Source organism: Streptomyces filipinensis (genome assembly GCF_014649495.1).
GTDB classification, from domain to species: Bacteria; Actinomycetota; Actinomycetes; order Streptomycetales; family Streptomycetaceae; genus Streptomyces; species Streptomyces filipinensis.
This window is the reverse complement of the sequence record NZ_BMTD01000016.1, coordinates 178,891-204,094: the sequence shown is the minus strand read 5'-3', so window position 1 is coordinate 204,094 and position 25,204 is coordinate 178,891. Positions and strand designations below refer to the sequence as shown.

Sequence of the window (25,204 nt, the reverse complement as noted above, 5' to 3'; positions counted from 1 at the left end):
GCGCCGTACGGCCTCCGGGGTGACCCCACTCTTCCCGGGGGCCGTACGGCTTGGGCTCACCAGTGCGCCGCCACCCACCCGGCCAGTTCGGACCGCGCCGCGGCCAGCGCGTCCGCCGCGGGCGCGGTGGCCCCGTCCGTCACCAGCGCGAAGTGCGGGACCCCGGAGTCCTGGTCGGTGAGCAGCAGGCGGCGGCTGCCCGTGCCGCCCGGCTCGGGGGCGACGGCGACCGGGGCGGAGGCGCCGTAGGCGGGCGGGCCGTAGACCGTGCCCAGGTCGGAGACGACGGTGGTCGAGGCGGTGGGGAAGGAGGCCGGCAGGTGCAGCTCGGTGGGCGCGGTGCCGTCGCCGGAGCGCCAGACCAGCAGCCCGTACCGGCCCGAGCCCACCAGCTTCGCCACGTTCGGCAGGGAAGGGGGCACCGGGTTCCAGGTGAGGGTCGCCGAGCCGTCGCGGGAGCGGTCCTCGTAGGTGAAGGCGAGGGCGGTGCCGGCCGTGGCGCTCGGGTAGAGGCGGTCCAGCAGCCGGGCGTCCTGGCGCAGGGCGGCGTTCCCCGAGTCGTCCAGCCGTACGGCGGAGAGGTCCTCGTCGTTCCAGGCGTCGCCGGAGGTGAGCAGCTTGGCGGGGTTGCCGTTCATCAGCTCGTGGTGCCGGCCGTTGTAGAGGTCCCACTGCCACTGGGTGCCGGAGAGCACCGGCCCGGAGGCCGCGGGGTCGCTCCACCAGCTCGCGCCCGGCAGCCGGGAGTCGAGGGCCTGGTACATGGCCTTCAGCACGGTCGGCGCCTTGTCGGACACCGTGCCGGACAGCGGGTGGCCGAACTCGCTGACCACGGCGGCGGTGCCGGCGGCCGAGGCCCGGGCCCGGACGGTGGCGAGGTCGGAGGCGTACTGGCCGTCGCCCGCCTTGCCCCACATCAGGATTCCGGAGATGGCCTTCTGGTCGTAGAAGTGGGTGTTGAAGACGTAACGCGGGGCGAGCGTGCCCGCGTCCAGCAGGCCGCCCTCCTGTTTCTGGGTGGAGATGTTGGCGTTCCAGAAGAGGTTGGGCTCCACGAAGGCGGGTTTGTCCTGCCAGCCGGCGGCGTCCATGCGGGCGCGGAACTTCTCGTAGAACGGCCACAGCAGGTCCTTCTCCCAGGTGCGGGAGGTCTGTCCGGAGTCGTAGGAGCCGGCGTAGGGCTCGTTGTACGGGTCGAAGCCGGCGACGTCCGCGAACTCGGCCGCGCTCAGGTGCTCCCGGAGATAGGACAGGGTGGTCCCGGCGGTGGCGAGGAAGGCGTCCTGGAGGCCGTGGGCGTTGTGCCAGAAGTCGTGCTGCGCCTTCTGCACGGCCGCGTTCTGGGTGATGTTCTGGCCCCAGAAGAGACAGATGCCGCAGGATTCGGCCGGATAACCCCCGGCGTCCACGGCCCACTCGGGGGCCCCGTCGCCCGTGTACCAGCTGCCGCTGTGGAACAGGTGGCGGGAGTACAGGTCCTGGTGGAAGTCCGGGAGGACGCGGATGCCCGCGTCCAGGAAAACGCGCATCTGCTCGGTGACGGCGGCCAGGTAGCCGGTGTCCGCCTGGCCGCGCACGGGTTCGGCGTGGGCCCAGGAGAGCAGGAAGCGGACCGTGTTCGCCCCGCCGAGGGCGCGCAGCGCGGTCGCGGACTTCCGGGCGTCGGCGACCGAGGCGAAGGGAAGGCCGCCGTTCTCCTCCAGTTTGGTCTCGCCGGAGACGTTGTAGCCGCGCAGGACGATCTCGCGCCCCTGGCCGTCGGTGAAGCGGCCGCCCTGGACGGTGAGCGGGGCGCCGTCGAACCAGAGGGAGTCGGTGGGGGCGACGGCGGGAGCGGCGGCGGCGGGCGGGAGGCCCGCCACCGCCGTGAATCCGCAGAGGGCGACGAGAACGACCAGCAGGCGCACCCGGATATTCGGCATGTCCACCACACTCCGACGAGGTCCGGGCGGCGTCAATACCACCTGACTCACAGGTAAGTTGACTGCTGGTCAGTTCCGCTGCGTCAATCGCCCACCCGGCGTGTCACATTGAGCAGGTACTCCTTCCGGTTCAGCGGGTGGTGGTCGGTGCGCGGCCGCTCGGGGACCGTGCCGCGGGTGACCGGCGCGTGGTGGTCGAAGGCGGTCTCCAGCTCCCCCTCGCCCCGGGTCAGACCGGGCAGCCGCTGCTCCAGCTCGTGCACCCGGGCCGCCGGCACCGTGCCCTCCAGCCCGACGGCCGCGCCGCGTGCGGCGGTGGTCTCCGGTACGGCGCCCAGCCGGGCGAGCACCGGGAGCAGGGCGCCGAGCGTGTCGGCCGGGGCATCCAGCCGGAAGCGGTGCAGGGGCTCGTGCACCAGGGTGCCGGCCCGGCGCAGCGCCTCGGTCAGGACGAGCGGGGTCAGGCCCCGGAAGTCGTAGCCGGTGCTCGACATGCTCTTGTCGAAGCCCTGGTGGGCGTGGCTCTGGCGGGGCGAGTAGCCGGAGTGGGTCATGGTGACCGTGCAGTCGGGGACCGGCCAGCCGTGCAGGCCCTGGCCGAGTGCCTCGCGCACGGTGTCCTCGACGGCCTTGAAGAAGGCGTACGGCATCGAGCCCAGCTCCACCTCCAGCCGGAACCGCACGCCGGAGCCGGGCGGTGCGGGCTCGGCACGCAGGCCGACGGTGGCCAGGAACGGGTTGTCGTCCTTCTTGTTGAACTCCACGGCATGCCCGGTGCCGACAAGCCGTTCGATGCACAGGGTCGTCGTCTCGCGGAAGGTGACGTCCAGGCCGTACTCGTCGGCGAGGGTCGCCTGGATGACCTCCTTCTGCACCTCGCCGTACAGGGACACGGAGGTCTCCCGGCGCAGGTCGTCGTGCCGGACCCCGATGAGCGGGTCCTGTTCGGCGAGCTGGGTGAGCGCGAGGTGCAGGGAGCGCCGGTCCGTGCCGGCGCCGGGGACGACGACGCTCTCCAGGGTGGGCGGCGCGAAGTGGTGCCCGTACGCCTGCCGCGGCCGGCCGAGCGCGTCGCCGATCCGGATACCGCCGAGCCCCCGCACCTTGACGATCCGCCCGGCACCGGCGCTGTCCCGGCGCACGTCACTCCCACCGTCGAACACGCTGAGCCCGGTGACCCGTCCCACAGCCCGACACTCCGCGTGGCTTTCGGCGGCCTGACCGCGCACCCCGGCGACGGCGGCCGGACCTTGCGGGCGGCCGTCCGCGGCGGGCCGCCGCTCACGATCACCGGTGGAGCGGCCCGCCGTGGGACCGTCGCTGCCCTGACCGTCGCGGGCCCGGTGCTCCCCGCGACCGCGGTCGCCCCGGCCCCGGCCTTCGGCGCCCCGGGCGCGGACGGCCTGACCCTGGCCTCCGGCGCCGGCCAGGGCGTCCGCCTCGCTTCCGTCCCCGAACGGGATGCGGTCGCGGATGCGCAGGGTGCCCGAGAAGATCCGGGCGTAGGCCACCTTCTCCCCTGCCGGGCCGCGTTCGACCTTGAAGACCGTGGCCGACAGGGAGCCGTCCGGGTCGCCGTCGGCGGTGGGCAGCAGGCGTTCGATGCCGGCGGTCAGTTCGGGCACGCCCGCTCCGGTGATGGCGGAGCCGAAGTACACCGGATGGACCAGTGCGCGCCGGGTCTGGGCGGCCAGAGCGGCGCGCAGCCGGTCCGCGGGCACACCGCCGTCCAGGTAGGCGGCGAGCAGATCGTCGTCGTGGTCGGCGAGCGCCTCCAGCGCGGCCGGGCCGAGGCCGGGCACGAAGCGGGCGGCGCGGGTGCCGAGACCGGCGGCCCGCCCCATCGGGACGAGCGGTACGGCCAGCCGCCGGGCCATCCGGCGCAGTACCGCGTCCCCGCGGGCGCCGCGCCGGTCGATCTTGTTGACGAAGATCAGGGTGGGGATGCGCAGCCGGCGCAGGGTGCGCATCAGCACACGGGTCTGCGCCTGGACGCCCTCGACGGCCGAGACGGCCAGGACGGCGCCGTCGAGCACCCCGAGCACCCGCTCGACCTCGGCGATGAAGTCCGGGTGGCCGGGGGTGTCGATGAGGTTGACGGTGACGCGGTCGAGCGGGAAGGAGACGACGGCGGACTTGATGGTGATACCGCGCTGCCGCTCCAGCGCGAGCGTGTCGGTGGTGGTGCTGCCGGCGTCGACGCTGCCGATCTCGTCGATCACTCCGGCGGTGTGCAGCAGCCGTTCGGTCAGGCTGGTCTTACCGGCGTCGACATGGGCGAGGATTCCGAGATTGAGCAGATGCACTGAGCGTGATGTCCTTCGGCACGGGGTGGGTTCCTTCCTGGGTGGACATGCACGCAGCGCGCATCGCTGGTCCTCTCTGTGTGACGACGGGGTACCGCGCAGTGCAGCAGACAGCGAGACCTCGCGGCAATGGATTAACGCTCAACCGACACCCTGCGCAGCACTCGCCGCGACCAGAGTGCGGTCGTAGGGTGACCTACATCACGCCCGGTGGCTGATTTCCCTCTCCCGCACGGTCAGGAGGGCCCATGACCCACATCTCGGTGAAGGTGGACGGCACGACGTACGAGGACGACGTGGAACCCCGCCTCCTGCTGGCCCACTACCTCCGCGACCGCCTCGGTCTGACCGGCACCCCGATCGGGTGCGACACCTCCAACTGCGGGGCGTGCACCGTCGACCTGGACGGGGCGACCGTCAAGAGCTGCTCGGTGCTCGCCGTCCAGGCGGACGGGTGCGAGGTGACGACGATCCAGGGGCTCGCCCGCGACGGCGAGTGGACGGCGCTGCAGCGCGCGTTCCACGAGAAGCACGGGCTGCAGTGCGGCTACTGCACCCCGGGCATGATCATGGCGGCACGCGACCTGCTCCGCGAGAACCCGCACCCCAGCCCGGACGAGGTCCGCAAGGCCCTGGAGGGCAACCTCTGCCGCTGCACCGGCTACCAGAACATCGTCCGCGCGGTGCTCGCCGCGTCCGGACAGCAGGACGCCTCCGGGCACCAGGTCAGCGAGGGGGTGACGGCATGACCGACCAGGCCGTCGAAGGCGAGGTCGGCCGCTCGCGGCTGCGCAAGGAGGACGCCCGACTGATCACCGGCCAGACCAACTGGACCGACAACATCCAGGTGGCCGGGCTGCTGCACCTGGCCGTTCTGCGCAGCCCGATGGCCCACGCCCGCATCACCCGCGTCGACGTCTCCCCCGCCCTCGAACGCCCCGGTGTCGTCGCGGCCTTCAGCGGCGCCGACCTCGCCGAGGGGCTCGGATCGCTACCCTGCGCCTGGCCGGTGACCGAGGACATCGTGCAGCCCGACCATCCGCCGATCGCGGTCGAGGAGGTCCGCTACGCGGGCGATCCCGTGGCCGTCGTGGTGGCCCGCGACCGGTACGCCGCCGCCGACGCGCTGGAGGCGATCGAGGTCGACTACGACCCGCTGCCCCCGGTCCTCGACCTGGAGGCCGCCCTCGCGCAGGACGCCCCGCTGGTCCACGCCGACAAGGGCACCAACCGCTGCTACACCTGGCCGCTGGCCACCGGCGAGAGCTTCGACGCGGTACGGGAACGCGCCGAGGTGACACTGAAGCGCCGCTACCACCAGCAGCGGCTGATCCCCAACGCCATGGAGCCGCGCGCGGTCGTCGTCACCCCGCTCGCCGCCTCCGGCGAGTACACGGTGTACTCGGCGACGCAGATCCCGCACATCCTGCGGATCATGCTGGCGACGGTCACCGGGATCCCCGAGCACAAGCTCCGCGTGATCGCCCCGGACGTGGGCGGCGGCTTCGGCTCCAAGCTCCAGGTGTACGGCGAGGAGGTGCTGGCGCTGGCCGTGGCGCGCAGGCTCGGCCGGCCGGTGAAGTGGACCGAGTCCCGCTCCGAGGGCTACCTCGCCACCCACCACGGCCGCGGCATGATCCAGGACATCGAGATCGCCGCCACCCGCGAGGGACGGCTGCTGGGCCTGAAGGTGGACCTCCTCGCCGACATGGGCGCCTACCTGATGCTGGTCACCCCCGGCATCCCGATCCTCGGCGCCTTCATGTACCCGGCGATCTACAAGATGGACGCCTACGCGTTCACCTGCACCGGCGTGTTCACCACCCGCACCCCCACCGACGCCTACCGCGGCGCCGGACGCCCGGAGGCCACGTTCGCCATCGAGCGGACCATGGACGAGCTGGCCGTCGAACTGGGCCTGGACCCGGTGGAGGTACGGCGCCGGAACTGGATCCGGCACGAGGAGTTCCCGTACACCACGGTCGCCGGACTGACCTACGACAGCGGCAACTACGAGGCGGCCACCGAGAAGGCGCTCGCGCTGTTCGGCTACGACGACCTGCGCGCCGAGCAGCGCCGGCGCAACGAACGCGGCGACACCGTGCGCCTCGGCATCGGCGTGTCGACCTTCACGGAGATGTGCGGGCTGGCACCGAGCCGGGTGCTGCGCGACCTGCGGTACGGGGCCGGCGGCTGGGAGGCGGCGAGCATCCGCATGCTGCCCACCGGCAAGGTCGAGGTGGTGACCGGCACCAGCCCGCACGGGCAGAGCCACGAGACCTGCTGGAGCCAGATCGCCGCCGACGTGCTCGGGGTGCCCTTCGACGACATCGAGGTGGTGCACGGCGACACCAAGGCCGCCCCGCAGGGCATGGACACCTACGGCTCACGGTCACTGGCCGTGGGCGGCGAGGCCGTGCACCGGGCGGCGACGACGGTCGTCGAGAAGGCCCGGAGGGTCGCCGCCCACCTGCTGGAGGCGAGCGAGCAGGACCTGGACTTCCGGGACGGGGTGTTCTCCGTCAAGGGCTCGCCGGAGGCGCGCAAGACCATCCAGGAGATCGCTTTCGAGACGTTCACCAACCACGACCTGCCCGACGGCGTCGAGCCCACCATCAACGCCGAGCACGTCGTGGACCCGGAGAACTTCTCCTACCCGCACGGCACCCACCTGTGCGCGGTCGAGGTCGACACGGAGACCGGGAAGACGACGATCCGGTCGTACGTCAGCGTCGACGACGTGGGCCGTGTCGTCAACCCGATGATCGTCGAGGGGCAGGTGCACGGCGGCCTCGCGCAGGGCATCGCGCAGGCACTGTACGAGGAGGCCGTGTACGACGCCGAGGGCAACCTCGTCTCCGGCACCATGGCCGACTACCTCGTCCCGTCGGCGGCCGACCTGCCGGAGTTCACGACCGACCGGACCGAGACACCTGCGGCCTCGAACGCCCTCGGTGTCAAGGGAGTCGGGGAGGCCGGCACGATCGCCTCGACACCCGCCGTGGTCAACGCCGTCGTGGACGCGCTCAGGCCCCTGGGCGTGCGGGACGTACGGATGCCGTGCTCGCCGCACCGGGTGTGGCAGGCCATCCAGGAGGCACGGTCCGGCGGGGCCCCCGCGGCCGGCGGGACCGGCGGCACCGGTCCCGCCCAGTCCGGGCAGTCCGGCCAGGCCGCGCAGTCCGGCGAGCTGGGCCAGTACGGCCAGCCGGGTGAGGAGGGTCCGGCATGATTCCCCCCGCGTTCGAGTACACCCGCCCCACGAGCGTCGACGAGGCGGTCCGCGCGCTCGCCGGCGCGGGTGAGGAGGCGAAGGTGCTGGCCGGCGGGCAGAGCCTGCTGCCGCTGCTGCGGCTGCGGCTGGCCTTCCCGGAACTGGTCGTGGACGTCGGCCGGATCCCCGAGCTGCGCGGGGTCCGTGAGGACGGTGACGCGCTCGTCATCGGCGCGCTGACCACGCACCACGAGGTGGTCCACGACCCGCTGGTACGCGCGCACGCCGGACTGCTGGCGCAGGCCACGGCCACGGTCGCCGACCCGGCCGTACGGCACCGGGGCACCCTCGGCGGCTCGCTGGCCCACGCCGACCCGGCCGGGGACCTGCCCGCCGTGGCGCTGGCCCTCGACGCCGAGCTGGTCGTGGCCGGTCCGGGCGGGCGACGCACGATCCCGGCCCGCGAGTTCTTCGTCGACTACCTCCAGTCCGCGCTCGCACCCGACGAGCTGCTGACGGAGGTGCGGATCCCGAAGCGGGACGGCTGGGGCTTCCACTACGAGAAGTTCCACCCGGTCGCCCAGTCCTGGGCCATCGTCGGCGTCGCCGCGCTGGTCCGGCGCGCCGACGGGGGCGTCGCCGAGGCCCGCGTCGGGCTGACCAACATGGGCGCGACCCCGCTGCGAGCCACCACGGCCGAACGGGAGCTGGCCGGTGCCGACGACTCCGCGGCCGTGGCCCGGGCCGCCGAGGCGGCGGCCGAGGGCACCCGGCCGTCGCAGGACCTGTCCGCCTCGCCCGAGTACCGGCAGCACCTGGCACGGGTGCTGACCAGGCGGGCGGTGCTGACCGCGGCCGGAATGGGGTGAGCGCCGATTCCCCGGATGGACGACCCGGAGCAGGTGCGGGCCCGCCTGGAGGAGACGGGGTACCTCGTCGACGAGGGGCTGGCCGTCACCTGCTTCCTGGCCCTGAGACTGCACCGGCCGCTGTTCTGCGAGGGCGACGCGGGCGTGGGCAAGACCGCGCTCGCCGCCGCCCTCGCCGAGGCGCTCGGCGCGCCGCTCATCCGGCTCCAGTGCCACGAGGGTATCGACGCCTCGCAGGCCCTGTACGACTGGGACTTCCCGCGGCAGCTGCTGCACCTGAGAGCGGCCGAGGCGGCCGGGGTGACGGACGCGGACCGGCTGGAGAGCGAGCTGTACGACCGGCGCTTCCTGATCGCCCGGCCGTTGCTGCGGGCCCTGCAGACCCAGCCGTCTGTGCTGCTGGTCGACGAGATCGACCGGGCCGACGACGAGTTCGAGGCGTTCCTGCTGGAGCTGCTGTCCGAGTACTCGGTCACCATCCCGGAGCTGGGCACGCTGCGCGCCGAGGATCCGCCGGTCGCCGTCCTGACCTCCAACCGCACCCGCGAGGTGCACGACGCGCTGAAGCGGCGGTGCCTCTACCACTGGTTCGACCATCCCTCCTTCGCCCGTGAGCTGGCCATCGTGCGGCGCCGGTTGCCCGGGGTGTCGGCGCGGCTGGCCGAGCAGGTCACGGCGCTGGTGCAGGCGCTGCGGGGCGCGGACCTGCTGAAACCGCCGGGTGTCGCCGAGACGCTCGACTGGGCCGAGGCCCTGGACGCGCTGGGGGCGAGCGAGGTGGACGCGGAGCTGGCGGTGGCCACGCTGGGCTCGGTGCTGAAGTACCGGGAGGACACGGACCGGGCGCGGGGGCTCGATCTCGCGGCGGTCCTCGCGGCCCGGGGCGGGTGAGGACGGTGACCACGACAGGGAACGGCACGGACCCGCCGCCCGCACCGGACGCCGGAACTTTCGGCACGCACTCACGACGGGAGCCGGGCCCCGCGGGGCTGCTCGGGTCGGACACCGCTCGGGAGACGCCTGCCGCCGAACGACGCGACCCGGCCGGCCACGGCCCGGGTCCGGACCCGGGCCGATCAGCACGCCGGAAGCCAACCACCGCCCCACCGGGGGCGGACACCGGACGGCCCGGGGCAAAACCTGGCCCACCCGAGGCGGATCCTCGCCCACCCGGGGCAGACACCACACGGCCCGAAGCCGACACCGACCGGAACCAGACGGACGCCAGGCCACCCCGGGCCGACACCGAACGACCCGAGGCACACCCTGGCCCACCCGAGGCGGATCCTCGCCCACCCCGGGCAGACACCACACGGCCCGAAGCCGACACCGACCGGAACCAGACGGACGCCGAGCCACCCCGGGCCGACACCGAACAGCGCAAGACGTACGCCGGACCACACGAGACGGGCCCCCGCCCGCTCACGGCGGACACCGAACGGCAGGAGGCGGATGCCGACCTGCACGCAGGACACGAGCCAGACGCCGACCCACCCGGGCCACACGCCGAACAGCACGAGCCGGACGCCGGCCCGGCGGGGGCAGGCGCAGGCCCACCCGGAGCAGACGCCGAACCGCCCCGGGCAGACGCCGAACCGCACGGGACAGGTGCCGGGCGGATCGGGGTGGGCGGGCGGCCGCTCGGGGCGGATGCCGTGTTGCTCGGGTTCGTGCGGGCGCTGCGGGCGGCGGGCGTCGACGCGAGCAGCGAGCGTCTGTACGCGTTCCTGCGCGCCGTGAGCGCCCTGCGGCCCGGGATGCGCGCGGACGTGTACTGGGCGGGGCGGGCGACCCTGTGCGGCGGGCACGACGATCTGGAGCGGTACGAGCGGGTGTTCGCGGCGTACTTCGGGCCCTCTGGCGGGCGCGCCGCGCGCCCGGTGCGCGCCGCTCCCCCGCCCCGGCTCCGGCTCGTCGCCCGGCAGGCACCCCACGGCCCGTCGGCGCCGGGCGAGGGGGAGCCCACGGGACCGCCGGTCGCCGCGCTCGCGAGCCCGGCCGAAGTCCTGCGGCACCGTGACGTCGGCGAGCTGGACGCCGCCGAGCGTGCCCAACTGCGGCGTCTGCTGGCCGCGTTCTCGCTGCACGGGCAGACCCGGCGCTCGGCGCGGCGCAGGCCGGCCCGGCGCGGCGAGGTCGATCCGCGCCGTACCGTACGGGAGTTGCTGCGGCGGGGCGGGGAGCCGGCCCGGCTGCGGCGGCACAGACGGGTGGAGCGGCCCCGCCGGGTGGTGCTGCTCGTCGACGTGAGCGGCTCGATGGCGCCGTACGCCGACGCGTTGCTGCGGTTCGCGCACGCGGCGGTGCGCGTGGGCCGCACGGAGGTGTTCACCGTCGGCACCCGGCTGACCCGGGTGACCCGCGAACTCTCGCACCGCGACCCCGACCTGGCGATGGCGGCCGTCGCGGCCGCCGTGCCCGACTGGCGCGGCGGTACCCGGCTGGGTGAGCTGGTGCGCGAGTTCCTGAACCGCTGGGGGCAGCGCGGGATGGCCCGCGGGGCGATCGTCGTGCTGCTCTCGGACGGCTGGGAGCGCGGCGATCCGGAGCTGCTGGGGCAGCAGATGCGCCGCCTGCACGCCCTGGCGCACCAGGTGGTGTGGGCGAACCCCCGCAAGGCCCGCCCGGGTTACGCCCCGCTGGCCGCGGGGATGGCGGCGGCGCTGCCGAGCGTGGACGCCTTCGTGGAGGGGCACAGTCTGGCGGCGCTGGAGCGGCTCGCGGCGGTGGTGCGCGGCGCCCGGCCCGTTGCCGGGCCGGTGAGAGGAGCGGATGGTGCGTGAGATCCTGCCGGCACTGGCGCGCTGGCATGCGGCCGGTGTTCCGTTCGGGCTGGCCACGGTCGTCGCGGTCAGCCGCAGCGCGCCGCGCGGACCAGGTGCCGCCATGGCGGTGGGCCCGGACGACGAGGTCGTGGGGAGCGTGTCCGGGGGCTGTGTGGAGGGCGCGGTGTTCGAACTCGCCCAGGAGGTGGTGGCGAGCGGTGAGCCCCGCCTGCAGACGTTCGGGTACAGCGACGAGGACGCGTTCGCGGTCGGGCTCACCTGCGGCGGCGAGATCACCCTGCTGGTACGGCCCGTGACGCCCGAGTCGGACCCGGCGTTCGGCGCGGTCGCCGCGTCGGTCGCCGCGGGCGGGCCGGTGACCGTGGCCACGGTGGTGGACGGGCCCGCGCCGCGCGGCGCCACCCTCGCGGTCTGGCCGGACCGTGCGGCGGGCACGCTCGGCGCGAGCGGCCTGGACGTCGCCGTCACCGCCGACGCACGCGGCGAACTCGCGCTCGGCGCCTCGCTCCTGCGGCACTACGGTCCGCGCGGTGAGCGCCGCGAGGACGCCGTGACCGTGTTCCTGCAGTCGTTCGCGCCGCCGCCGCGCATGCTGGTGTTCGGCGCGATCGACTACGCGGCCGCGGTCGCGCGCATCGGCGACTTCCTCGGCTACCGGGTCACCGTGTGCGACGCCCGCCCCGTCTTCGCCACACCCAAGCGCTTCCCGGCGGGCGTCGAGGTCGTGGTCGACTGGCCGCACCGCTATCTCGCGGGCACGAAGACCGACGACCGTACGGTGGTCTGCGTCCTCACCCACGACCCGAAGTTCGACGTGCCGCTGCTGGAGGAGGCGCTGCGCCGCCCGGCCGCCTACATCGGGGCCATGGGCAGCCGCCATACCCACGAGGAGCGCCGTGAACGGCTCTCGCAGGCCGGTCTCACCGAGGCCGAGCTGTCCCGGCTGCGTTCGCCGCTCGGGCTCGACCTCGGGGCCCGTACGCCCGAGGAGGTCGCCGTGTCCGTCGCCGCCGAGATCGTCGCCCTGCGCTGGGGCGGCAGCGGCGCGCCCCTGACGACGACCGCCGGGGCGATCCACCCGACTCCCGTCTGACGCGTCCGGTCAGACGCGTCCCGAAGGAGCACGCCATGGAGCTGCACCACGAGTTCACCGTCCCCGTCCCGGTCGACGACGCCTGGCACGCGCTCCTCGACATCGAACGGGTCGCGCCCTGTCTGCCGGGCGCGGTGGTGGAGGACTACGACGGCAAGACCGTGACCGGCTCGGTGAAGGTCAGGGTCGGCCCGGTCACCGTCGCCTACCGGGGCACGGCGGTCTTCGAGGAACAGGACGCGGCGGCGCACCGGATGGTGCTGGTGGCGAGCGGCCGGGAGACCCGGGGGCAGGGCACGGCCCGCGCGACGGTCACCGGCACGCTGACCGCACGCGACGGCGGGACGGCCGTGTGGGTGCGGACCGACCTGACGGTGACCGGCCGCCCGGCGCAGTTCGGGCGGGGCGTGCTGGCCGAGGTGGGCGACCGCCTGGTGAGCCAGTTCGCCGCCTGTCTGGCGGACCGGCTGGCCGAGCAGGCACCGGCACCGGCCGCCGCCGCGGAGCAACCGCGGGAGCGGGCGGAGACCGAGCCGGAACCGCTCGACCTCCTGCGCACGGCGGGGCTGCCGGTGGCCAAGCGGGCGGCGGGCCTGGCGGCAGCGGTGGCCGCGCTGGCATGGACGGCGACGCGGCTCCTGCGGCTGCGCCGGCACCGGCACGCCGCTCGGCGCCGGTGACGGCAGCGCCCCCGGGGCGCGGGACGGTGCCGGGGTGCGGCTGCGCCGCGTGGGCGCGACCGGCCGAAGACCGTCCCGCCGACGGCCGGTTCGGGGCGGACGACTAGGCCGTTTCTTTCAGATCATCGGATCGTGGGTCTGGTGTGTCGTTGACTGACCACTGGGTCGTCGCGGTCGACTCGACCATCGTCCGTGCCCACCACCGCGCCGCCGGGGCTCGACAAAAAGGGCACCGGCCGGCGAGCCGGACGACCATGCCATCGGACGGCCCCGCGGCGGGCTGACCACCAAGATCCACCTGCGCCGGCGCGGGATCCGGGCAGTGGTTCCGCAGCCCGCCGACCAGGCCTCCAACCGCAAACGCCTCGGCCGTCGCGGCGGCAGGCCACCCGCCTTCGACCGCGACGCCTGCAAGCAACGCAACACGGTCGAGCGGTGCATCAACAAACTCAAGCTGTGGCGCGGCCTGGCCACCCGCTACGACAAGACCGCCACCATCTACCTCGCCAAACTCCACCTCGCCGCCCTCTTCATCCGGTCAGCGAGGTGATCCGAAAGAAACGACCTAGCTCTCGGCAGCAGCCTTCAACATCCGCAAGACGTCTTGATGCCCCTTGCGGAGCTTCTCGTCGCTGTAGAAGAGCGTGAGGAGCGGGCCGGAGAGCGACTCTTCAAGGGTAGCGAGGGTGCCGCCGTCCGCGGTCGGCGCCAACCGCATCCGATCGATCGCCTTCATGCAGCCCATTGCCAGGCCCGTCCAGGTGAGCTCCCGCTCAGGTGTGACGACGGCGAAGGTGGACTTGATGGATGTGCCGCGGACCTTCCAACGGAAGCAGGCATCCGGCGCCATGATCCCGAGCTTGGTAACGCGAGCGTCGGAGCGCCAGGCGGGCCAGTTGCGCATGTCGCTGATCAGCCGCCACACGGTGGAGACCGGGGCATTGATCGTGACCGAGCTGATCGCCTTGACCGGCGCATCCTCGTCCAGGAGTCCTTTCTTGGCGTACTCCTCGTGCAACTTCATGAGTGACGGACCTGAGTAGAAGAGCTTCATGACCTTCCCCCCGACTGCAAGAGCGACGCTCTTTTATGAGAGCGGTGCTCTCCAATAAGAGCAATGCTCTCCATGTTGGCGAGGGACGTCAAGGCCTTCCCGGGCTGACCTTGCTGCCGCGCAGCGCTCGCGGCGTCTGGGCCGTCCGAGGTGATCGCAGCAGCCGACAGCGACAGGTCATGACCAGCGGCATGGCAGGCGTCCACCGGCATGGGGAACCAGAGCCCGTCGAGGATGTCGAGTAGTGGCGTCAGCCTCGGCAAGCAGGGCGGTGAAGACCTTCTGCCAGGTCTCCGGCCGCCGCCGAGCAGCGCGAACACCGCGAGCGGGGTGAACAGCGGGAGCAGTGTCAGACCCGTCTGAAGGCGGAGCGGTGCTGCACGGACTGCAGCTACAGCGGCAGGACGAACACGTACGTCGTCGCCGGCAGGGCCACGCCACCGAGGAGGAGGCCCGGCAGGTCCAGCGGCGCGGCGTGCTCGTCCCGGCTCTCGCGGACGACGGCCATGGATCAGACCAGGGCGAGGAGCACGAGCGGCACGTTGAGCAGGAAGACCGCCCGCCGGCCGAGGCCGTCGGTGAGGACGCCGCCGAGCAGCGGGCCGGCGGGCAGCGCGAGGCTGCCGATGCCCGCCCAGACGCCGATCGCGCGGGCCCGCTCGGGCTCGGCGGAGTCGGGGAAGGCGCGGCCGATGACGGCGGGCGTGCCGGGCGGCAGCAGCGCGCCGCCGGCGCCCCGCACCACGCGGGCGGCGACCAGCACGGGCACCGTGGGGGAGTCCGCAGCCCAGCGATCCGGCGCCGGACACGGCGAGCCGGGCCAGCACGACGCGCCGGTGGCCGTACCGGTCCCCGGCCGTGCCGCTGGTGAAGCATCAGCGACGCCGGGGCCGGTGCGTAGCCGTCGACCACCCACTGGAGTCCGCCGACGTCCGTGCCGAGCCCGGAGCCGATGGCGGGCAGGGCGACGTTGACGATGGTGACGTCGAGCAGCACCAGGAAGTATCCGGCGCACATGACGACGAGCACGGTGTCCGGGGAACGGGCGCGGGAGGCGGGCCGCACCGCGCGCCGCAGGAGTGCTGCCGGTGTGGGAGCCATGGCCCACGGGGACCACCCGGCACGGACGATCCCCGGGTGCGCTATTCGGGGTCCCCGGCCAGGCGCGCGTGGACGTGCTGGTCGTGCCAGCCGTCGGTGTGCAGCAGGGCGCTGCGCTGGGTGCCCTCGGTGGTGTACCCGGCCTTCTCGGCCACCCGGCAGGAGGCGCGGTTGGCCGTCGAGTGGCACAGGACGAGCCGGTGCAGTCCCAGGTCGTCCAGGGCCCAGCGGCTGAGCCTCCGGGTCGCCGCGACCGCGACGCCGCCGCCGCGGGCGCCGGGCAGCACCCAGTAGACGACCTCGGCGGTGCCGCCCGCCAGGTCGACGTCGTTGAGACCGGCGAGCCCGACGGCCGCGCCGCCGAGCGGGGCGACGGCCCAGATCACCCCGGTCTCGGCCCGACGGCGCGCGTGCAGCCGCTCGATCCGGGCGCGCGCCTCGGCACGGCTGCCGACGGAGAAGAGGTTCCAGTGGCTGATCGCCGGGTCCTGCCCCGCGGTGTGCAGGGCGTCGGCGTCGGCGTCGTCGAGACGCCAGGGCCGCAGTTCCAGGCCGCCGGGCAGCGCCAGCACGGGCTGCGCGCCGGCGGCGAGACGGCCGGCGGCCACGACGTCGGGTATGCCGGGGCTGGTGGTCACCCGGTGATCATGTCATGGACCGCTACCGCTGCGGGAGCCGGTGCAGGGTCACCTCGGTGAGCGTGCCGCCGGTGAGGTGCGCGGTCAGGTAGGTGCAGTGGGGCTGGCGGCGCCGGTCGGTGGGTGAGCCGGGGTTGAGCAGGCGCAGGCCGGTCGGGGCGGTGGTGTCCCAGGGGATGTGGCTGTGGCCGAAGACCAGGACGTCGAGGTCGGGGAAGCGGGCGGCGCAGCGGGCCTCGCGGCCCTGGGCGGGGCCGGTCTCGTGCACCACGCCGAAGCGCAGCCCGTCCAGTTCGGCGTACGCCACCTCGGGGAGCCGGGCGCGCAGCTCGGGGCCGTCGTTGTTGCCGTGGACCGCGACGAGCCGGCGGCTGCGGCTCTCCAGCAGGTCGAGGGTGGCGGCGTCGACCCAGTCCCCCGCGTGGAACACGACGTCCGCGCGCGGGAGTTCGGCCAGCAGCGGCTCGGGGAGCCGCTTGGCGCGCTTGGGCAGATGCGTGTCGGACATGAGCAGCAGACGCACCTGACCAGCCTAGGCCGTCCGGGAGGTCAGCCGGCGCAGGCCGCCGACCGCGCCGAGTACGGCGGCGCCGGTGCCGAGGGCGGTGGCGGCGGGGTGCCGGGCCAGGGTCGCCTGCCAGGAGCGGGCGTGGGAGCTGTCGTCGAAGGAGCCGTGGGCGCCCTGGTCCTCGGACGGCTCGTTGTCCACCGGCTCGAAGAGGTTGTCCAGGCCGGCCGGCGGGATGCGGTCGGTCTGCTGGGAGTCGAAGCCGGTGCGGGCCAGGTAGCGGTCGAGCAGGGCGGGGACGAGCCGGTTGGCCCAGATGGTGGCCACGGTGCTGGCGCCGACGTAGTACTGCTTGCGGCGCGGGTGATCGGCCGCGTACAGCACGCCCCGTGCGGCGACCTCCGGCTGGTAGATCGGCGGGACCGGCATCGGGTGTGCGGACAGCCGGGAGCGCACCCATTCGAACTGGGGCGTGTTGACGGCGGGCATCTGGACGACGGTGACGTGGACGTTGCTGCCGCGGTGCAGCAGCTCCGTGCGCAGCGAGGAGGTGAAGCCGTTGATGGCGTGCTTGGCGCCGCAGTACGCCGACTGCAGCGGGATGGACCGCTCCCCGAGCGCGGAGCCGACCTGCACGATCGTGCCGCGGTCGCGGGGCAGCATGCGCTTGAGGGCGGAGCGGGTGCCGTTGACGAAGCCGAGGTAGGTGACGTCGGTGATCCGCCGGAACTCCTCGGGGGTGATCTCGTCGAACGGCGCGAACACCGACGAGAAGGCGCAGTTGATCCAGATGTCGATGGGGCCGAACTCCTTCTCGGCGGCCTCGGCGACGGCCTCCACCCGGGCCGCGTCGGTCACGTCGGCCGGCCGCACGAGCGGGCGTCCGCCGAGCGCCGCGACCTCGTCGGCCGCCGCCGCCAGGCCGCCCTCACCGCGGGCGACCAGCACGACGTTCGCGCCGCGCCGGGCGTACAGGCGGGCCGTGGCACGGCCGATTCCGGCGCTGGCGCCGGTGATGACGACGGTGGGGGGCATGTTCCTCTCTCCTCCTACTCCGTTCGGTACCTTTCCGCCCACTCCTCGACCAGGGTCAGGCCCAGCCCGGGTGCTCCGTCGGCGCCGGGGGTGACGCTGCCGCCGCCGGGGTCGAGGACGCCGTCGAACAGGAGCCGTTCGATGCGGACGTGGTCGTGGAACCATTCCAGGTGACGCAGGTTGGGCACGGCGGCGGCCACGTGCGCGTGGGCGTGGGGCGCGCAGTGCCCGGAGATGTCGAGCCCGCGGGCGTGGGCGAGGGCGGCGGCGCGCAGCCAGACGGTGATGCCGGCGCAGCGGGTGACGTCCGCCTGGAGGCAGTCGACCGCGTGGGCGGCCAGCATGTGCTCGAAGTACGGCAGCGTGTACCCGTACTCGCCGGCGGTGACGTCCATGGGGAGGCGGCCGCGGAGGTCCGCGAGCAGGGTGAGGTGGTCGGAGGAGACCGGTTCCTCGTACCAGGTCACGCCGTGGTCGGTGAGCGCGGCGCCGATGCGCAGGGCCTGTCCGCCGGTGTAGCCGCCGTTGGCGTCCACGTACAGCTCGGTCGTGTCGCCGACGCTGGCCCGGGCGCGGGTGACCCGTTCGAGGTCGCGGGACTCGCGGCTGCCCCACGACTCACCGATCTTGATCTTGACGCGGGGGATGCCCTCGTCCTCGGTCCAGCCGCGCAGCTGGCGGTCCTGGCGTGCGGCGTCGTAGGTGGTGAAGCCGCCGCTGCCGTACACCGGCACGTCGTCGCGGACGGCGCCGAGCAGGGCCGCCAGGGGCAGGCCGAGCAGACGGGCCTTGAGGTCCCACAGGGCGATGTCGACGGCGGCGATCGCCTGGGCGGCGACGCCGGGCAGTCCGGCGTTGCGTACGGCCCGGCACATCCGCTCGTTGGCGCCGGGCACGTCGAGCGCGGTCAGGCCGGTGACGGTGCCGGTGAGGAGTTCGCGGACGACGTGGGCGGTGGCGGCCGGGGCGTAGGTGTAGCCGAGGCCGGTGGTGGTGCCGGAGCGGACGGTGACCAGGACGAGGGTGGTCTTGTCCCAGGCCAGGGTGCCGTCCGCCTCGGGGGCGTCGGTGGGGACGGTGTAGACGGCGGTCGCGAGCGCGTCGACGGTCGGCTGGTCGCTCATGGCGGCTCCTCAGCTCCGGCGCCGGACCAGTCGCAGCCCCAGCGCGACGCCCGCGGGGAGGGCCGCCGCGGCCGCGGTCGTCGCCCAGCGGGCCGTGCGCGAGGGTTCGGGCGGGCGGTCGGCCAGGCGTTCCGGGTGGTCGCTGGGCAGGTTGCCGTCCAGGCCGAGCGCGAGCACCTCGGCGAGGTGCAGGGCGCGGCGGCCGGTGCCGCCCTCCTCGATCTGGGTGCGGCAGCTGAAGCCGTCGGCGAGGACCAGGCTGTCGGGTGCCGCGGCGCGTACGGCGGGCAGGACGCCCTGTTCGGCGACGGCCAGGGAGACCTCGTGGTGGCCGCGTTCGAAGCCGAAGTTGCCGGCGAGCCCGCAGCAGCCCTCGTCGAGGACCTCGGCGTCCAGGTGGGCGCGGCGCATCAGTTCGCGGTCGGCGTCGAACTTCATGATGGCGTGCTGGTGGCAGTGGGTCTGCACGGTCGCCTGCCGGGCGAGCTGCGGTGGCCGCCAGTCGTCGGGGGCGTGGTGGACGAGCTGTTCGGCGAAGGTGCGGACCTGCCCGGCCAGTCGCTGCACGTCCTGGTCGGCGGGCATCAGCTCGGGGGCGTCGGCGCGGAAGACGGCCGTGCAGGACGGTTCGAGGCCGATGACGGGGGTGCCCGCCTCCAGGTAGGGGCGCAGCACGCCGAGGGTGTGGCTCAGCACCTTCTTGGCGACGGGGAGTTGGCCGGTGGAGATCCAGGTCAGGCCGCAGCACACCGGCTCGGTGGGGACGGCGACCCGGAAGCCCGCGTCTTCGAGGACCCGTACGGCGGACCTGGCGATGGAGGGGTGGAAGTAGGTGCTGAAGGTGTCGGGCCACAGCACCACGGTGCGCGGGTCGGCCGGGTCCGGCTTCTCGTGGTCGCGGGTCCGCCACCACTGGACGAAGGACTCCTCGGCGAACACGGGGGCCGAGCGGGCCTCGTCGATGCCGGCGAGCCGTTTGCCGAGGCGGGCCAGGCCGGGCGCGTGGAGCGCGGAGTTGGCCAGGGCGGGGGCGATCCGGGAGAGCCGGGCCCACACCGGCAGGTAGCCCATGGAGTAGTGGGCCATGGGGCGGATCCGGCCCTCGTAGTGGTGGGCCATGAACTCCGCCTTGAGGGTGGCCATGTCGACGCCGGTCGGGCAGTCGGACTTGCAGCCCTTGCAGGCCAGGCACAGGTCGAGGGCGTCGCGCACGGCGGTGGAGCGCCAGCCGTCCTTGATCGCGGAGTCGGCGTGTCCGCCGAGCATCTCGAACAGCAGCCGGGCCCGGCCGCGGGTGGAGTGCTCCTCCTCCCTGGTGGCCCGGTAGGAGGGGCACATGACGCCGCCGGAGTGGCTGCGGCAGTTGCCGATACCGACGCAGCGCATCACGGCGCGGTCGAAGGAGTGCGCGTCCTCGGGGAAGTCGAAGTGGGTGGCGGGGGTCGCGGGCCGCCAGGACGGCCCGAGCCGCAGCTGACCGTCGACGGGGTGGGGGTGGACGACCTTGCCGGGGTTCATCCGGTTCGTGGGGTCGAAGAGCGCCTTCAGCTCGCCGAAGGCGGTGACGAGCCGCTCGCCGAACATACGGGTGAGCAGTTCGCCGCGGGACTGGCCGTCGCCGTGCTCGCCGGACAGGGAGCCGCCGTAGGAGGCGACCAGGTCGGCGGCGCGTTCCACGAAGCGGCGGAAGTCGGCCACGCCCTCGGCGGTCCTCAGCCCGAACGGGATGCGGGTGTGCACACAGCCCTGCCCGAAGTGGCCGTACAGGGAGGGGTGGTCGTAGCCGAACTCGTCGAACAGGTCCTTCAGGTCCCGCAGGTAGTCGCCGAGCCGTTCGGGCGGTACGGCGGAGTCCTCCCAGCCCTCCCAGGTCTCCCGGTCGTCCGGCGGGCGGGCGGTGACGCCGAGTCCGGCCTCGCGGGCCCTGAGCATCTTCTGTTCGCGTTCGGGGTCGTCGGAGAAGGCGACGTCCGCGTCCTTCGCGCCGCGGCCGATGGCCCGGAGCAGGGCGTGGGCCTGCTCGTCGACGTCCTCCTGGCTGTCGCCGCTGTACTGCACCATCAGCCAGCTGTCGCCCTCGGGAAGGACGTTGAGGGAGTCGAGGTAGGCGCCCTCCTCGCGCATCAGCTCGGCCATGCGGCCGTCCAGCGCCTCCAGCTGGCTGGGTGAGCAGTGCTCCAGCACGCGGGACACGTCGTCGGCGGCGGCGCAGATGTCGTCGTAGCCGAGGACGAGCAGCGACTGGTACGGCGGCACGGGCACGAGGTCGAGTTCGGCGCGCAGGACGGTGACCAGGGTGCCCTCGCTGCCGACGAGCGCCTTGGCCACGTCGAAGCCGTTCTCGGGCAGCAGGGAGTCGAGGTTGTAGCCGGAGACGCGGCGCGGGATCTTGGGGTAGCCGCGGCGGATGTCGGCCAGGTACTCGGCCGCGATGCGGTCGAGGCCGCCGTAGATCTCGGCGAGCCGGCCGCCGCCGGAGATGATCCGGGCGCGCTCGTCGGGCGGTGTGGGGCCGACCCAGGCGCGCTGTCCGTCGTAGGTGAGGATCTCCAGGCGCCGGACGTTGTCGACGGTCTTGCCGTAGGCCTGCGCGGAGGCGCCGCAGGAGTTGTTGCCGATCATGCCGCCGAGCGCGCAGTGGCTGTGGGTGGAGGGTTTCGGCCCGAACTGCAGCTTGTGTCCGGCGAGTTGCCGGTTGAGTTCGTCGAGGACGATCCCGGGCTCCACCACGCAGGTGCGCCGCTCGGGGTCGAGTGAGATCAGCCGGGTGCAGTACTTGCTCCAGTCGATCACCACGGCGGTGTTGGTCGACTGTCCCGCCAGGCTGGTGCCGCCGCCCCGGGAGAGGACGGGGGCGTCGAAACGTGCGCACACCGACAGCGCCCGGGCGCCCGCCTCGACCGTGCGGGGGACGACGACACCCAGGGGGACCTGCCGGTAGTTCGAACCGTCCGTGGCGTAGGCACCGCGGCTGCCGGCGTCGAAGCGGACCTCGCCGTCCACCTCGGCGCACAGCGCCGACTCCAGGCCGGACATGTCCGGAGGGGTCATCTGCGCTCCCTTGAGTTCACCGACGTGCAGCCCTGTCCGAGGACGGGCGAGTACCCGGCAATTCGACAGCCAAAACTGAACAGTTTGAGGTGGACAGTTTCGACTGTCGATCGTAGGGTGGGCGCCATGGCCGACATCTCCGACTCCGCCGCCCGCACCGCACGCGATCTGCGTGTGGTGTTCAGCCGGCTGCGGCGCCGTATCCGCGAGGTCGCGCAGGACACCGACCTGAGCCCGTCGCAGGAGTCGGCGCTCACCCTGGCCGCAAAGCACGGAGCGGCCACGGCCAGCGCGCTCGCCGCCGCCGAGGGCGTCCGCCCGCAGTCGATGGCGACCACACTGGCGGCCCTGGAGCGGCACGGCCTGGTCCGGCGCACCCCCGACCCCGACGACGGCCGCCGCCAGCTGGTCACCCTGACCGACGCGGGCCGGGCCCGCGTCGAGGGCAACCGGCAGGTCCGCGAGGAGTGGCTGGCCCGCGCCTTCCAGGACCGCTACACCGAGGAGGAACGGCAGACGGTCCTGAGGGCACTGGAGCTGATGGAACGGCTGTCGCAGCCGTGACACCGGGGCCCACCGGACACACCGGGCAGGCCCCCGCCCCTCCCCGCCGGATTCCACCGGCCGTCCGGTGGACCCGCACGGCCCGCGCCGGCTCTCTCTTCCCCCACCTCGCCGACACCGCCGGGCGGAACGCCCGGCCCTGTCGCCGCCGGCCGGCTCCGCCCCGCTGCCGGCGGCCACTCCGCCGGACCGCTGGCCGGCCGGCTCACCACCGCACGGACGACCACCCCTCGAAAGGCCTGACCGACCCATGTCGCTCACCACGCTCGACCCCCGGACCGCCCTCGTCGCGATCGACCTGCAGAACGGCATCGTGGGCATGCCCGTGCAGCCGCACGCGGCGGCGGACGTCGTCTCCCGCACCGCCGCACTGGCCGAGGCCTTCCGGGCCCGGAGCCTGCCCGTGGTCCTGGTCCGGGTCTCCTTCGCCCCCGACTGGGCCGACGCCGTCCCCGGCCGCACCGAGCACCAGGCGCGCGGCCTCGCCTTCCCGCAGGGCTGGGACGTCCTCGTCGAGGAGCTGTCCGGCCACGCCGGCGACATCCGTGTCACCAAGCACAACTGGAGCGCCTTCCACGGCACCGACCTGGACGTCCAGCTGCGCCGCCGCGGCGTCACCCAGATCGTGCTGACCGGCATCGCCACCAGCATCGGCGTGGAGTCCACCGCCCGGGACGCCTACGCCCACGGCTACCACGTCACGCTGGCCACCGACGCGATGGCCGACGCCGTCCCCGAGGCGCACGCCAACAGCGTGCAGCGGATCTTCCCCCGGCTCGGCGAGAGCGGCACCGCCGCCGAGATCCTGGAGCTGCTCGCCAAGACCCACGACTGACCGGCGGCCCGGCCCGTTGCCGCGTGATACCGGCCCGCCGCGGCAAGGGGCCGGGTTAGCATGCGGCCACGCGCACCGTGCCACGGAGGCAACGGCCAGCGGACAAAGGGGGCTTGGAGCCGGATGCCGGTCAGGGTCAGCGTCGTCGTCCCCGTGCACGGCCCCGGTCCGTACGTCGAGGACTGCGTGGCCTCGCTGCTGCGCCGGAGGCTGCCCGACGACGCGTACGAAGTGATCTTCGTGGAGGACGGCTCCACCGACTCCACCCCGGCCCGGCTGGACGCCCTCGCCGCCGGGCACCCGCACGTCATCCGCCAGCAGAGCTCCGGCTGGTCCGGCAGGCCGCGCACCGTGGGCATCGAGGCCTCCCGCGGCGACTTCGTGATGTCCGTCGACAGCGACGACCGGCCCGGCGACCACGCTACCCGGAGGGCCGGTGGCGCCGAACCTGCGCGAGGCCCTCGACGTGGTCGAGCGGTACACCGGACCGGGCCCCTTACCCGACAGGCTGCCGCGCCGCCGGCTGCGCGTGGAGAGGGCGGAGCGGATGAGCGGGCGCCGGCTGCCGGCGATGCCCGACGGCCACCGGCTCGCACTGCCGCGCGAGACGCACGCGGTCGTCCTCGAGCGCTTCGACCCCGGGAACGCCCCTGGACTGCGTCCGGTGGGGGCCACCCGCGAACGGGTCCCCGCCGAGGACGCCGGCCCCCGGCAGGTGCTGCGCGCGACCGCCACGGTCGGCCTGGCCACGGCCTCGTGCGGCGACCCGATGCACGGCGGGCTGTGGGGCCTGTACGTGCAGGTCGGTCTCCGCGGCTGGACCAGGGAGCGCCGGCTGGGCCCCACGCCGGACCGGGGTCTCGCGCTGCCGCCGGGCGGGATCGTCGCCGGCGGGTACGGAGAACACGAAGAACGCGTTCGACCACGACGACAGGGGAGGCGTGAGGCGTGCGACAGTTGGGGATAGGCGGTGCCTGGGTGCTGGAGCCCCGGGTGTTCCCGGACGACCGGGGCAGCTTCCACGAGTGGTACCGGGGCACGGAGTTCCGCGAGGCCACCGGCTACCGCCTCGATCTCGCCCAGGCCAACTGCTCGGTGTCCCGGCGGGGGGTGCTGCGCGGCATCCACTTCGCCGACGTACCGCCCGGCCAGGCCAAGTACGTCACCTGTGTGCGCGGAGCCGTCCTCGACGTGGTGGTGGACATCCGCGTCGGCTCCCCGGCCTACGGCCGGTGGGAGGCCGTACGGCTGGACGACGACAGCCGGCGGGCGCTGTTCCTCGCCGAGGGCCTCGGGCACGCCTTCATGGCACTCACCGACGACGCCACGGTGGTGTACCTGTGCTCGACCGGGTACGCGCCGGGACGCGAGCACGGGGTACATCCGCTGGACCCGGCGCTGGGGATCACCTGGCCGCAGGGGATCACGCCGGTGCTGTCGGACAAGGACGCCGAGGCGCCCTCGCTGGCCGAGGCGGAGCGGTCCGGGCTGCTGCCCTCCTACGCGGACTGCTCCGCCCACTACGAGCGGTTGCGCTCGGGCGAGTTCAGCGGCTGAGGGCGTACGGGGCCGGCGCGCGGCGCAGCGGCTCCCAGCCCGGGAGCGTTTCCTGCCTCCGCGAGGGTTGGCGGTCGTCTCTCCGATGCGAGGCGGTTGGCTCGGGCGAAGAACTCGACGGTGTGGCCTGCTCCCGACGGGAGTTGGCCGGGGCGCCCGCCGTCCGCGTGCCGGTACCCTCAGTCCTCGCCCCGCACGATGGTGTCCTCGCAGGCGGTGTCCTGCCGCGGCGCGGAGCCGCGCTCCAGGGTCGCGGGAAGACAGGTCCGCACTCCCCAGCCGCGCCGGCGGTGGGCCTTCGCCCAGCCGGTCTCGGCGTAGGGCAGGGTGGGTTTCTCGCTGGGATGCGCGGTCACGTCGTCCATCTTCCCTCTGCGTCGGTGTGCCGGCGCGGGCCCATCGGCCCCGCGCGGGCCCGTGTGCGATCTGTGGCTCACCGGGTCCCACGGCCCCGCGCCCGCAAACGCGGCGGTCACGGCAGTGGGCGGCCGCCTCAGGTCCGGCCGCCGCCTCCGCCGCCGAAGGAACCGCTTGATCCGGGCGACCAGCGCGGGCGACGCTGGTCGGCGGCGCGCCGGGAGCGGACGTTGCCGATCTGGTAGGGGGTCAGCCGCTCGCTCCCGTCGGCGGCCCGGGGCACATCGTCGGGTTCACGCATCTCGCGGGTCTCGTGGACCGGGCCGGACGCGGGCATCGTGGGCTGCTCGTCGGGTCGCGGCGGGTCGGATTCGTTTTCGCGCACCTTGAAGCCGAGTCGGAAGGCCCACATCAGTCCGGCGGCGCAGGCGACGCCCGCGAGCAGGATGAGGACGTACCCGAACACCTGGGCACCCGATGCTGCTACGTACATGGCGACGTTCATGGGCC

At 73.8% G+C, this 25,204-nt stretch carries 22 protein-coding genes and 2 pseudogenes; 13 read left to right on the top strand and 11 right to left on the bottom strand.

Annotated features, from left to right (window positions below; all coding sequences use genetic code 11):
• Positions 1-56: 56 nt before the first annotated feature.
• Both IE244_RS30760 and IE244_RS42375 read right to left on the bottom strand, forming a co-directional pair.
• Positions 57-1,922 carry a cellulase family glycosylhydrolase gene (locus tag IE244_RS30760; RefSeq protein ID WP_191876821.1) on the bottom strand — a complete coding sequence of 622 codons (1,866 nt, stop codon included), beginning with the start codon at positions 1,920-1,922 and terminating at the stop codon, positions 57-59.
• An 83-nt stretch (positions 1,923-2,005) separates the two neighbouring features.
• On the bottom strand, positions 2,006-4,228 hold the full coding sequence (locus IE244_RS42375; RefSeq protein WP_229854430.1) for an elongation factor G: 2,223 nt from the start codon (positions 4,226-4,228) through the stop codon (positions 2,006-2,008).
• Between the two features lie 248 nt (positions 4,229-4,476).
• Here IE244_RS42375 and IE244_RS30745 point away from each other — a divergent pair, with 248 nt between their 5' ends.
• From IE244_RS30745 to IE244_RS42370, 8 genes and pseudogenes are all read left to right on the top strand, one after another.
• Positions 4,477-4,977 carry a (2Fe-2S)-binding protein gene (locus IE244_RS30745; RefSeq protein WP_191876820.1) on the top strand — a complete coding sequence of 167 codons (501 nt, stop codon included), beginning with the start codon at positions 4,477-4,479 and terminating at the stop codon, positions 4,975-4,977.
• A complete protein-coding gene (locus IE244_RS30740; protein WP_191876819.1) occupies positions 4,974-7,460 on the top strand; it encodes a xanthine dehydrogenase family protein molybdopterin-binding subunit in 2,487 nt (828 codons plus the stop codon). Before IE244_RS30745 ends, IE244_RS30740 begins: the two co-directional genes overlap by 4 nt.
• A complete protein-coding gene (locus IE244_RS30735; protein WP_191876818.1) occupies positions 7,457-8,311 on the top strand; it encodes an FAD binding domain-containing protein in 855 nt (284 codons plus the stop codon). The genes IE244_RS30740 and IE244_RS30735 overlap by 4 nt, the downstream gene beginning before the upstream one ends.
• Before the next feature lie 15 nt (positions 8,312-8,326).
• A complete protein-coding gene (locus IE244_RS30730; RefSeq protein WP_051927123.1) occupies positions 8,327-9,202 on the top strand; it encodes an AAA family ATPase in 876 nt (291 codons plus the stop codon).
• 764 nt (positions 9,203-9,966) lie between these two features.
• The gene (locus IE244_RS30725) at positions 9,967-11,094 is read left to right on the top strand and encodes a vWA domain-containing protein (protein WP_229854428.1); all 1,128 of its coding nucleotides are present in this window, start codon (positions 9,967-9,969) and stop codon (positions 11,092-11,094) included.
• Positions 11,087-12,190 (top strand): XdhC family protein, encoded by a 1,104-nt coding sequence (locus IE244_RS30720; protein ID WP_191876840.1) that lies wholly within the window; start codon positions 11,087-11,089, stop codon positions 12,188-12,190. The genes IE244_RS30725 and IE244_RS30720 overlap by 8 nt, the downstream gene beginning before the upstream one ends.
• A 35-nt stretch (positions 12,191-12,225) precedes the next feature.
• Positions 12,226-12,870 (top strand): SRPBCC family protein, encoded by a 645-nt coding sequence (locus IE244_RS30715; protein WP_191876817.1) that lies wholly within the window; start codon positions 12,226-12,228, stop codon positions 12,868-12,870.
• 161 nt (positions 12,871-13,031) lie between these two features.
• Positions 13,032-13,420, top strand: a pseudogene (locus IE244_RS42370) (transposase); the annotation flags it as partial.
• Positions 13,421-13,435: 15 nt separating this feature from the next.
• Here the strand turns inward: IE244_RS42370 and IE244_RS30705 are convergent.
• The 7 genes from IE244_RS30705 to IE244_RS30675 form a co-directional block, all read right to left on the bottom strand.
• Positions 13,436-13,924, bottom strand: coding sequence for an SRPBCC family protein (locus IE244_RS30705; protein ID WP_191876815.1), 489 nt, complete (start codon positions 13,922-13,924; stop codon positions 13,436-13,438).
• Positions 13,925-14,435: 511 nt separating this feature from the next.
• Positions 14,436-14,693, bottom strand: a complete 258-nt coding sequence (locus IE244_RS30700) for an MFS transporter (protein WP_229854427.1) — start codon at positions 14,691-14,693, stop codon at positions 14,436-14,438.
• A 373-nt stretch (positions 14,694-15,066) separates the two neighbouring features.
• Positions 15,067-15,663, bottom strand: coding sequence for a GNAT family N-acetyltransferase (locus IE244_RS30695; RefSeq protein WP_191876814.1), 597 nt, complete (start codon positions 15,661-15,663; stop codon positions 15,067-15,069).
• A gap of 22 nt (positions 15,664-15,685) precedes the next feature.
• The gene (locus IE244_RS30690; RefSeq protein ID WP_191876813.1) at positions 15,686-16,186 is read right to left on the bottom strand and encodes a metallophosphoesterase family protein; all 501 of its coding nucleotides are present in this window, start codon (positions 16,184-16,186) and stop codon (positions 15,686-15,688) included.
• Between the two features lie 9 nt (positions 16,187-16,195).
• Positions 16,196-17,206 (bottom strand): SDR family oxidoreductase, encoded by a 1,011-nt coding sequence (locus IE244_RS30685; RefSeq protein ID WP_191876812.1) that lies wholly within the window; start codon positions 17,204-17,206, stop codon positions 16,196-16,198.
• A 14-nt stretch (positions 17,207-17,220) separates the two neighbouring features.
• Positions 17,221-18,330, bottom strand: a complete 1,110-nt coding sequence (locus IE244_RS30680; RefSeq protein WP_191876811.1) for an enolase C-terminal domain-like protein — start codon at positions 18,328-18,330, stop codon at positions 17,221-17,223.
• Positions 18,331-18,339: 9 nt separating this feature from the next.
• Positions 18,340-21,381, bottom strand: coding sequence for an FAD-binding and (Fe-S)-binding domain-containing protein (locus IE244_RS30675; RefSeq protein WP_191876810.1), 3,042 nt, complete (start codon positions 21,379-21,381; stop codon positions 18,340-18,342).
• A gap of 126 nt (positions 21,382-21,507) precedes the next feature.
• Here IE244_RS30675 and IE244_RS30670 point away from each other — a divergent pair, with 126 nt between their 5' ends.
• From IE244_RS30670 to rfbC, 5 genes and pseudogenes are all read left to right on the top strand, one after another.
• Positions 21,508-21,945 carry a MarR family winged helix-turn-helix transcriptional regulator gene (locus IE244_RS30670; protein ID WP_191876809.1) on the top strand — a complete coding sequence of 146 codons (438 nt, stop codon included), beginning with the start codon at positions 21,508-21,510 and terminating at the stop codon, positions 21,943-21,945.
• Between the two features lie 250 nt (positions 21,946-22,195).
• Positions 22,196-22,780 carry a hydrolase gene (locus IE244_RS30665; RefSeq protein ID WP_191876808.1) on the top strand — a complete coding sequence of 195 codons (585 nt, stop codon included), beginning with the start codon at positions 22,196-22,198 and terminating at the stop codon, positions 22,778-22,780.
• 60 nt (positions 22,781-22,840) lie between these two features.
• Positions 22,841-23,131 (top strand): annotated as a pseudogene (locus tag IE244_RS43255) (glycosyltransferase family 2 protein); the annotation flags it as partial.
• An 85-nt stretch (positions 23,132-23,216) separates the two neighbouring features.
• Positions 23,217-23,747 carry a hypothetical protein gene (locus IE244_RS43250; RefSeq protein ID WP_373305793.1) on the top strand — a complete coding sequence of 177 codons (531 nt, stop codon included), beginning with the start codon at positions 23,217-23,219 and terminating at the stop codon, positions 23,745-23,747.
• On the top strand, positions 23,729-24,337 hold the full coding sequence (gene rfbC / locus IE244_RS30655) for a dTDP-4-dehydrorhamnose 3,5-epimerase (protein ID WP_191876807.1): 609 nt from the start codon (positions 23,729-23,731) through the stop codon (positions 24,335-24,337). The genes IE244_RS43250 and rfbC overlap by 19 nt, the downstream gene beginning before the upstream one ends.
• A gap of 179 nt (positions 24,338-24,516) precedes the next feature.
• Here the strand turns inward: rfbC and IE244_RS30650 are convergent, their stop codons facing one another.
• Entirely contained in the window at positions 24,517-24,702 is a 186-nt protein-coding gene (locus tag IE244_RS30650; RefSeq protein ID WP_191876806.1) for a hypothetical protein, read from the bottom strand.
• A 128-nt stretch (positions 24,703-24,830) separates the two neighbouring features.
• On the bottom strand, positions 24,831-25,187 hold the full coding sequence (locus IE244_RS30645; RefSeq protein WP_191876805.1) for a DUF6479 family protein: 357 nt from the start codon (positions 25,185-25,187) through the stop codon (positions 24,831-24,833).
• Positions 25,188-25,204 lie beyond the last annotated feature (17 nt).

What these genes read in the sequence shown, in the direction of transcription:
- IE244_RS30745 (WP_191876820.1), top strand. Translation starts at nt 4,477, where the DNA reads ATGACCCACATCTCGGTGAAGGTGGACGGCACGACGTACGAGGACGAC.
- IE244_RS30685 (WP_191876812.1), bottom strand. Translation starts at nt 17,206, where the DNA reads ATGCCCCCCACCGTCGTCATCACCGGCGCCAGCGCCGGAATCGGCCGT.
- IE244_RS30730 (WP_051927123.1), top strand. Translation starts at nt 8,327, where the DNA reads ATGGACGACCCGGAGCAGGTGCGGGCCCGCCTGGAGGAGACGGGGTAC.
- IE244_RS30760 (WP_191876821.1), bottom strand. Translation starts at nt 1,922, where the DNA reads ATGCCGAATATCCGGGTGCGCCTGCTGGTCGTTCTCGTCGCCCTCTGC.
- IE244_RS30735 (WP_191876818.1), top strand. Translation starts at nt 7,457, where the DNA reads ATGATTCCCCCCGCGTTCGAGTACACCCGCCCCACGAGCGTCGACGAG.
- IE244_RS30665 (WP_191876808.1), top strand. Translation starts at nt 22,196, where the DNA reads ATGTCGCTCACCACGCTCGACCCCCGGACCGCCCTCGTCGCGATCGAC.
- IE244_RS30680 (WP_191876811.1), bottom strand. Translation starts at nt 18,330, where the DNA reads ATGAGCGACCAGCCGACCGTCGACGCGCTCGCGACCGCCGTCTACACC.
- IE244_RS30715 (WP_191876817.1), top strand. Translation starts at nt 12,226, where the DNA reads ATGGAGCTGCACCACGAGTTCACCGTCCCCGTCCCGGTCGACGACGCC.
- IE244_RS30650 (WP_191876806.1), bottom strand. Translation starts at nt 24,702, where the DNA reads ATGGACGACGTGACCGCGCATCCCAGCGAGAAACCCACCCTGCCCTAC.
- IE244_RS30740 (WP_191876819.1), top strand. Translation starts at nt 4,974, where the DNA reads ATGACCGACCAGGCCGTCGAAGGCGAGGTCGGCCGCTCGCGGCTGCGC.
- IE244_RS30705 (WP_191876815.1), bottom strand. Translation starts at nt 13,924, where the DNA reads ATGAAGCTCTTCTACTCAGGTCCGTCACTCATGAAGTTGCACGAGGAG.
- IE244_RS30645 (WP_191876805.1), bottom strand. Translation starts at nt 25,187, where the DNA reads ATGTACGTAGCAGCATCGGGTGCCCAGGTGTTCGGGTACGTCCTCATC.
- IE244_RS30675 (WP_191876810.1), bottom strand. Translation starts at nt 21,381, where the DNA reads ATGACCCCTCCGGACATGTCCGGCCTGGAGTCGGCGCTGTGCGCCGAG.
- IE244_RS30670 (WP_191876809.1), top strand. Translation starts at nt 21,508, where the DNA reads ATGGCCGACATCTCCGACTCCGCCGCCCGCACCGCACGCGATCTGCGT.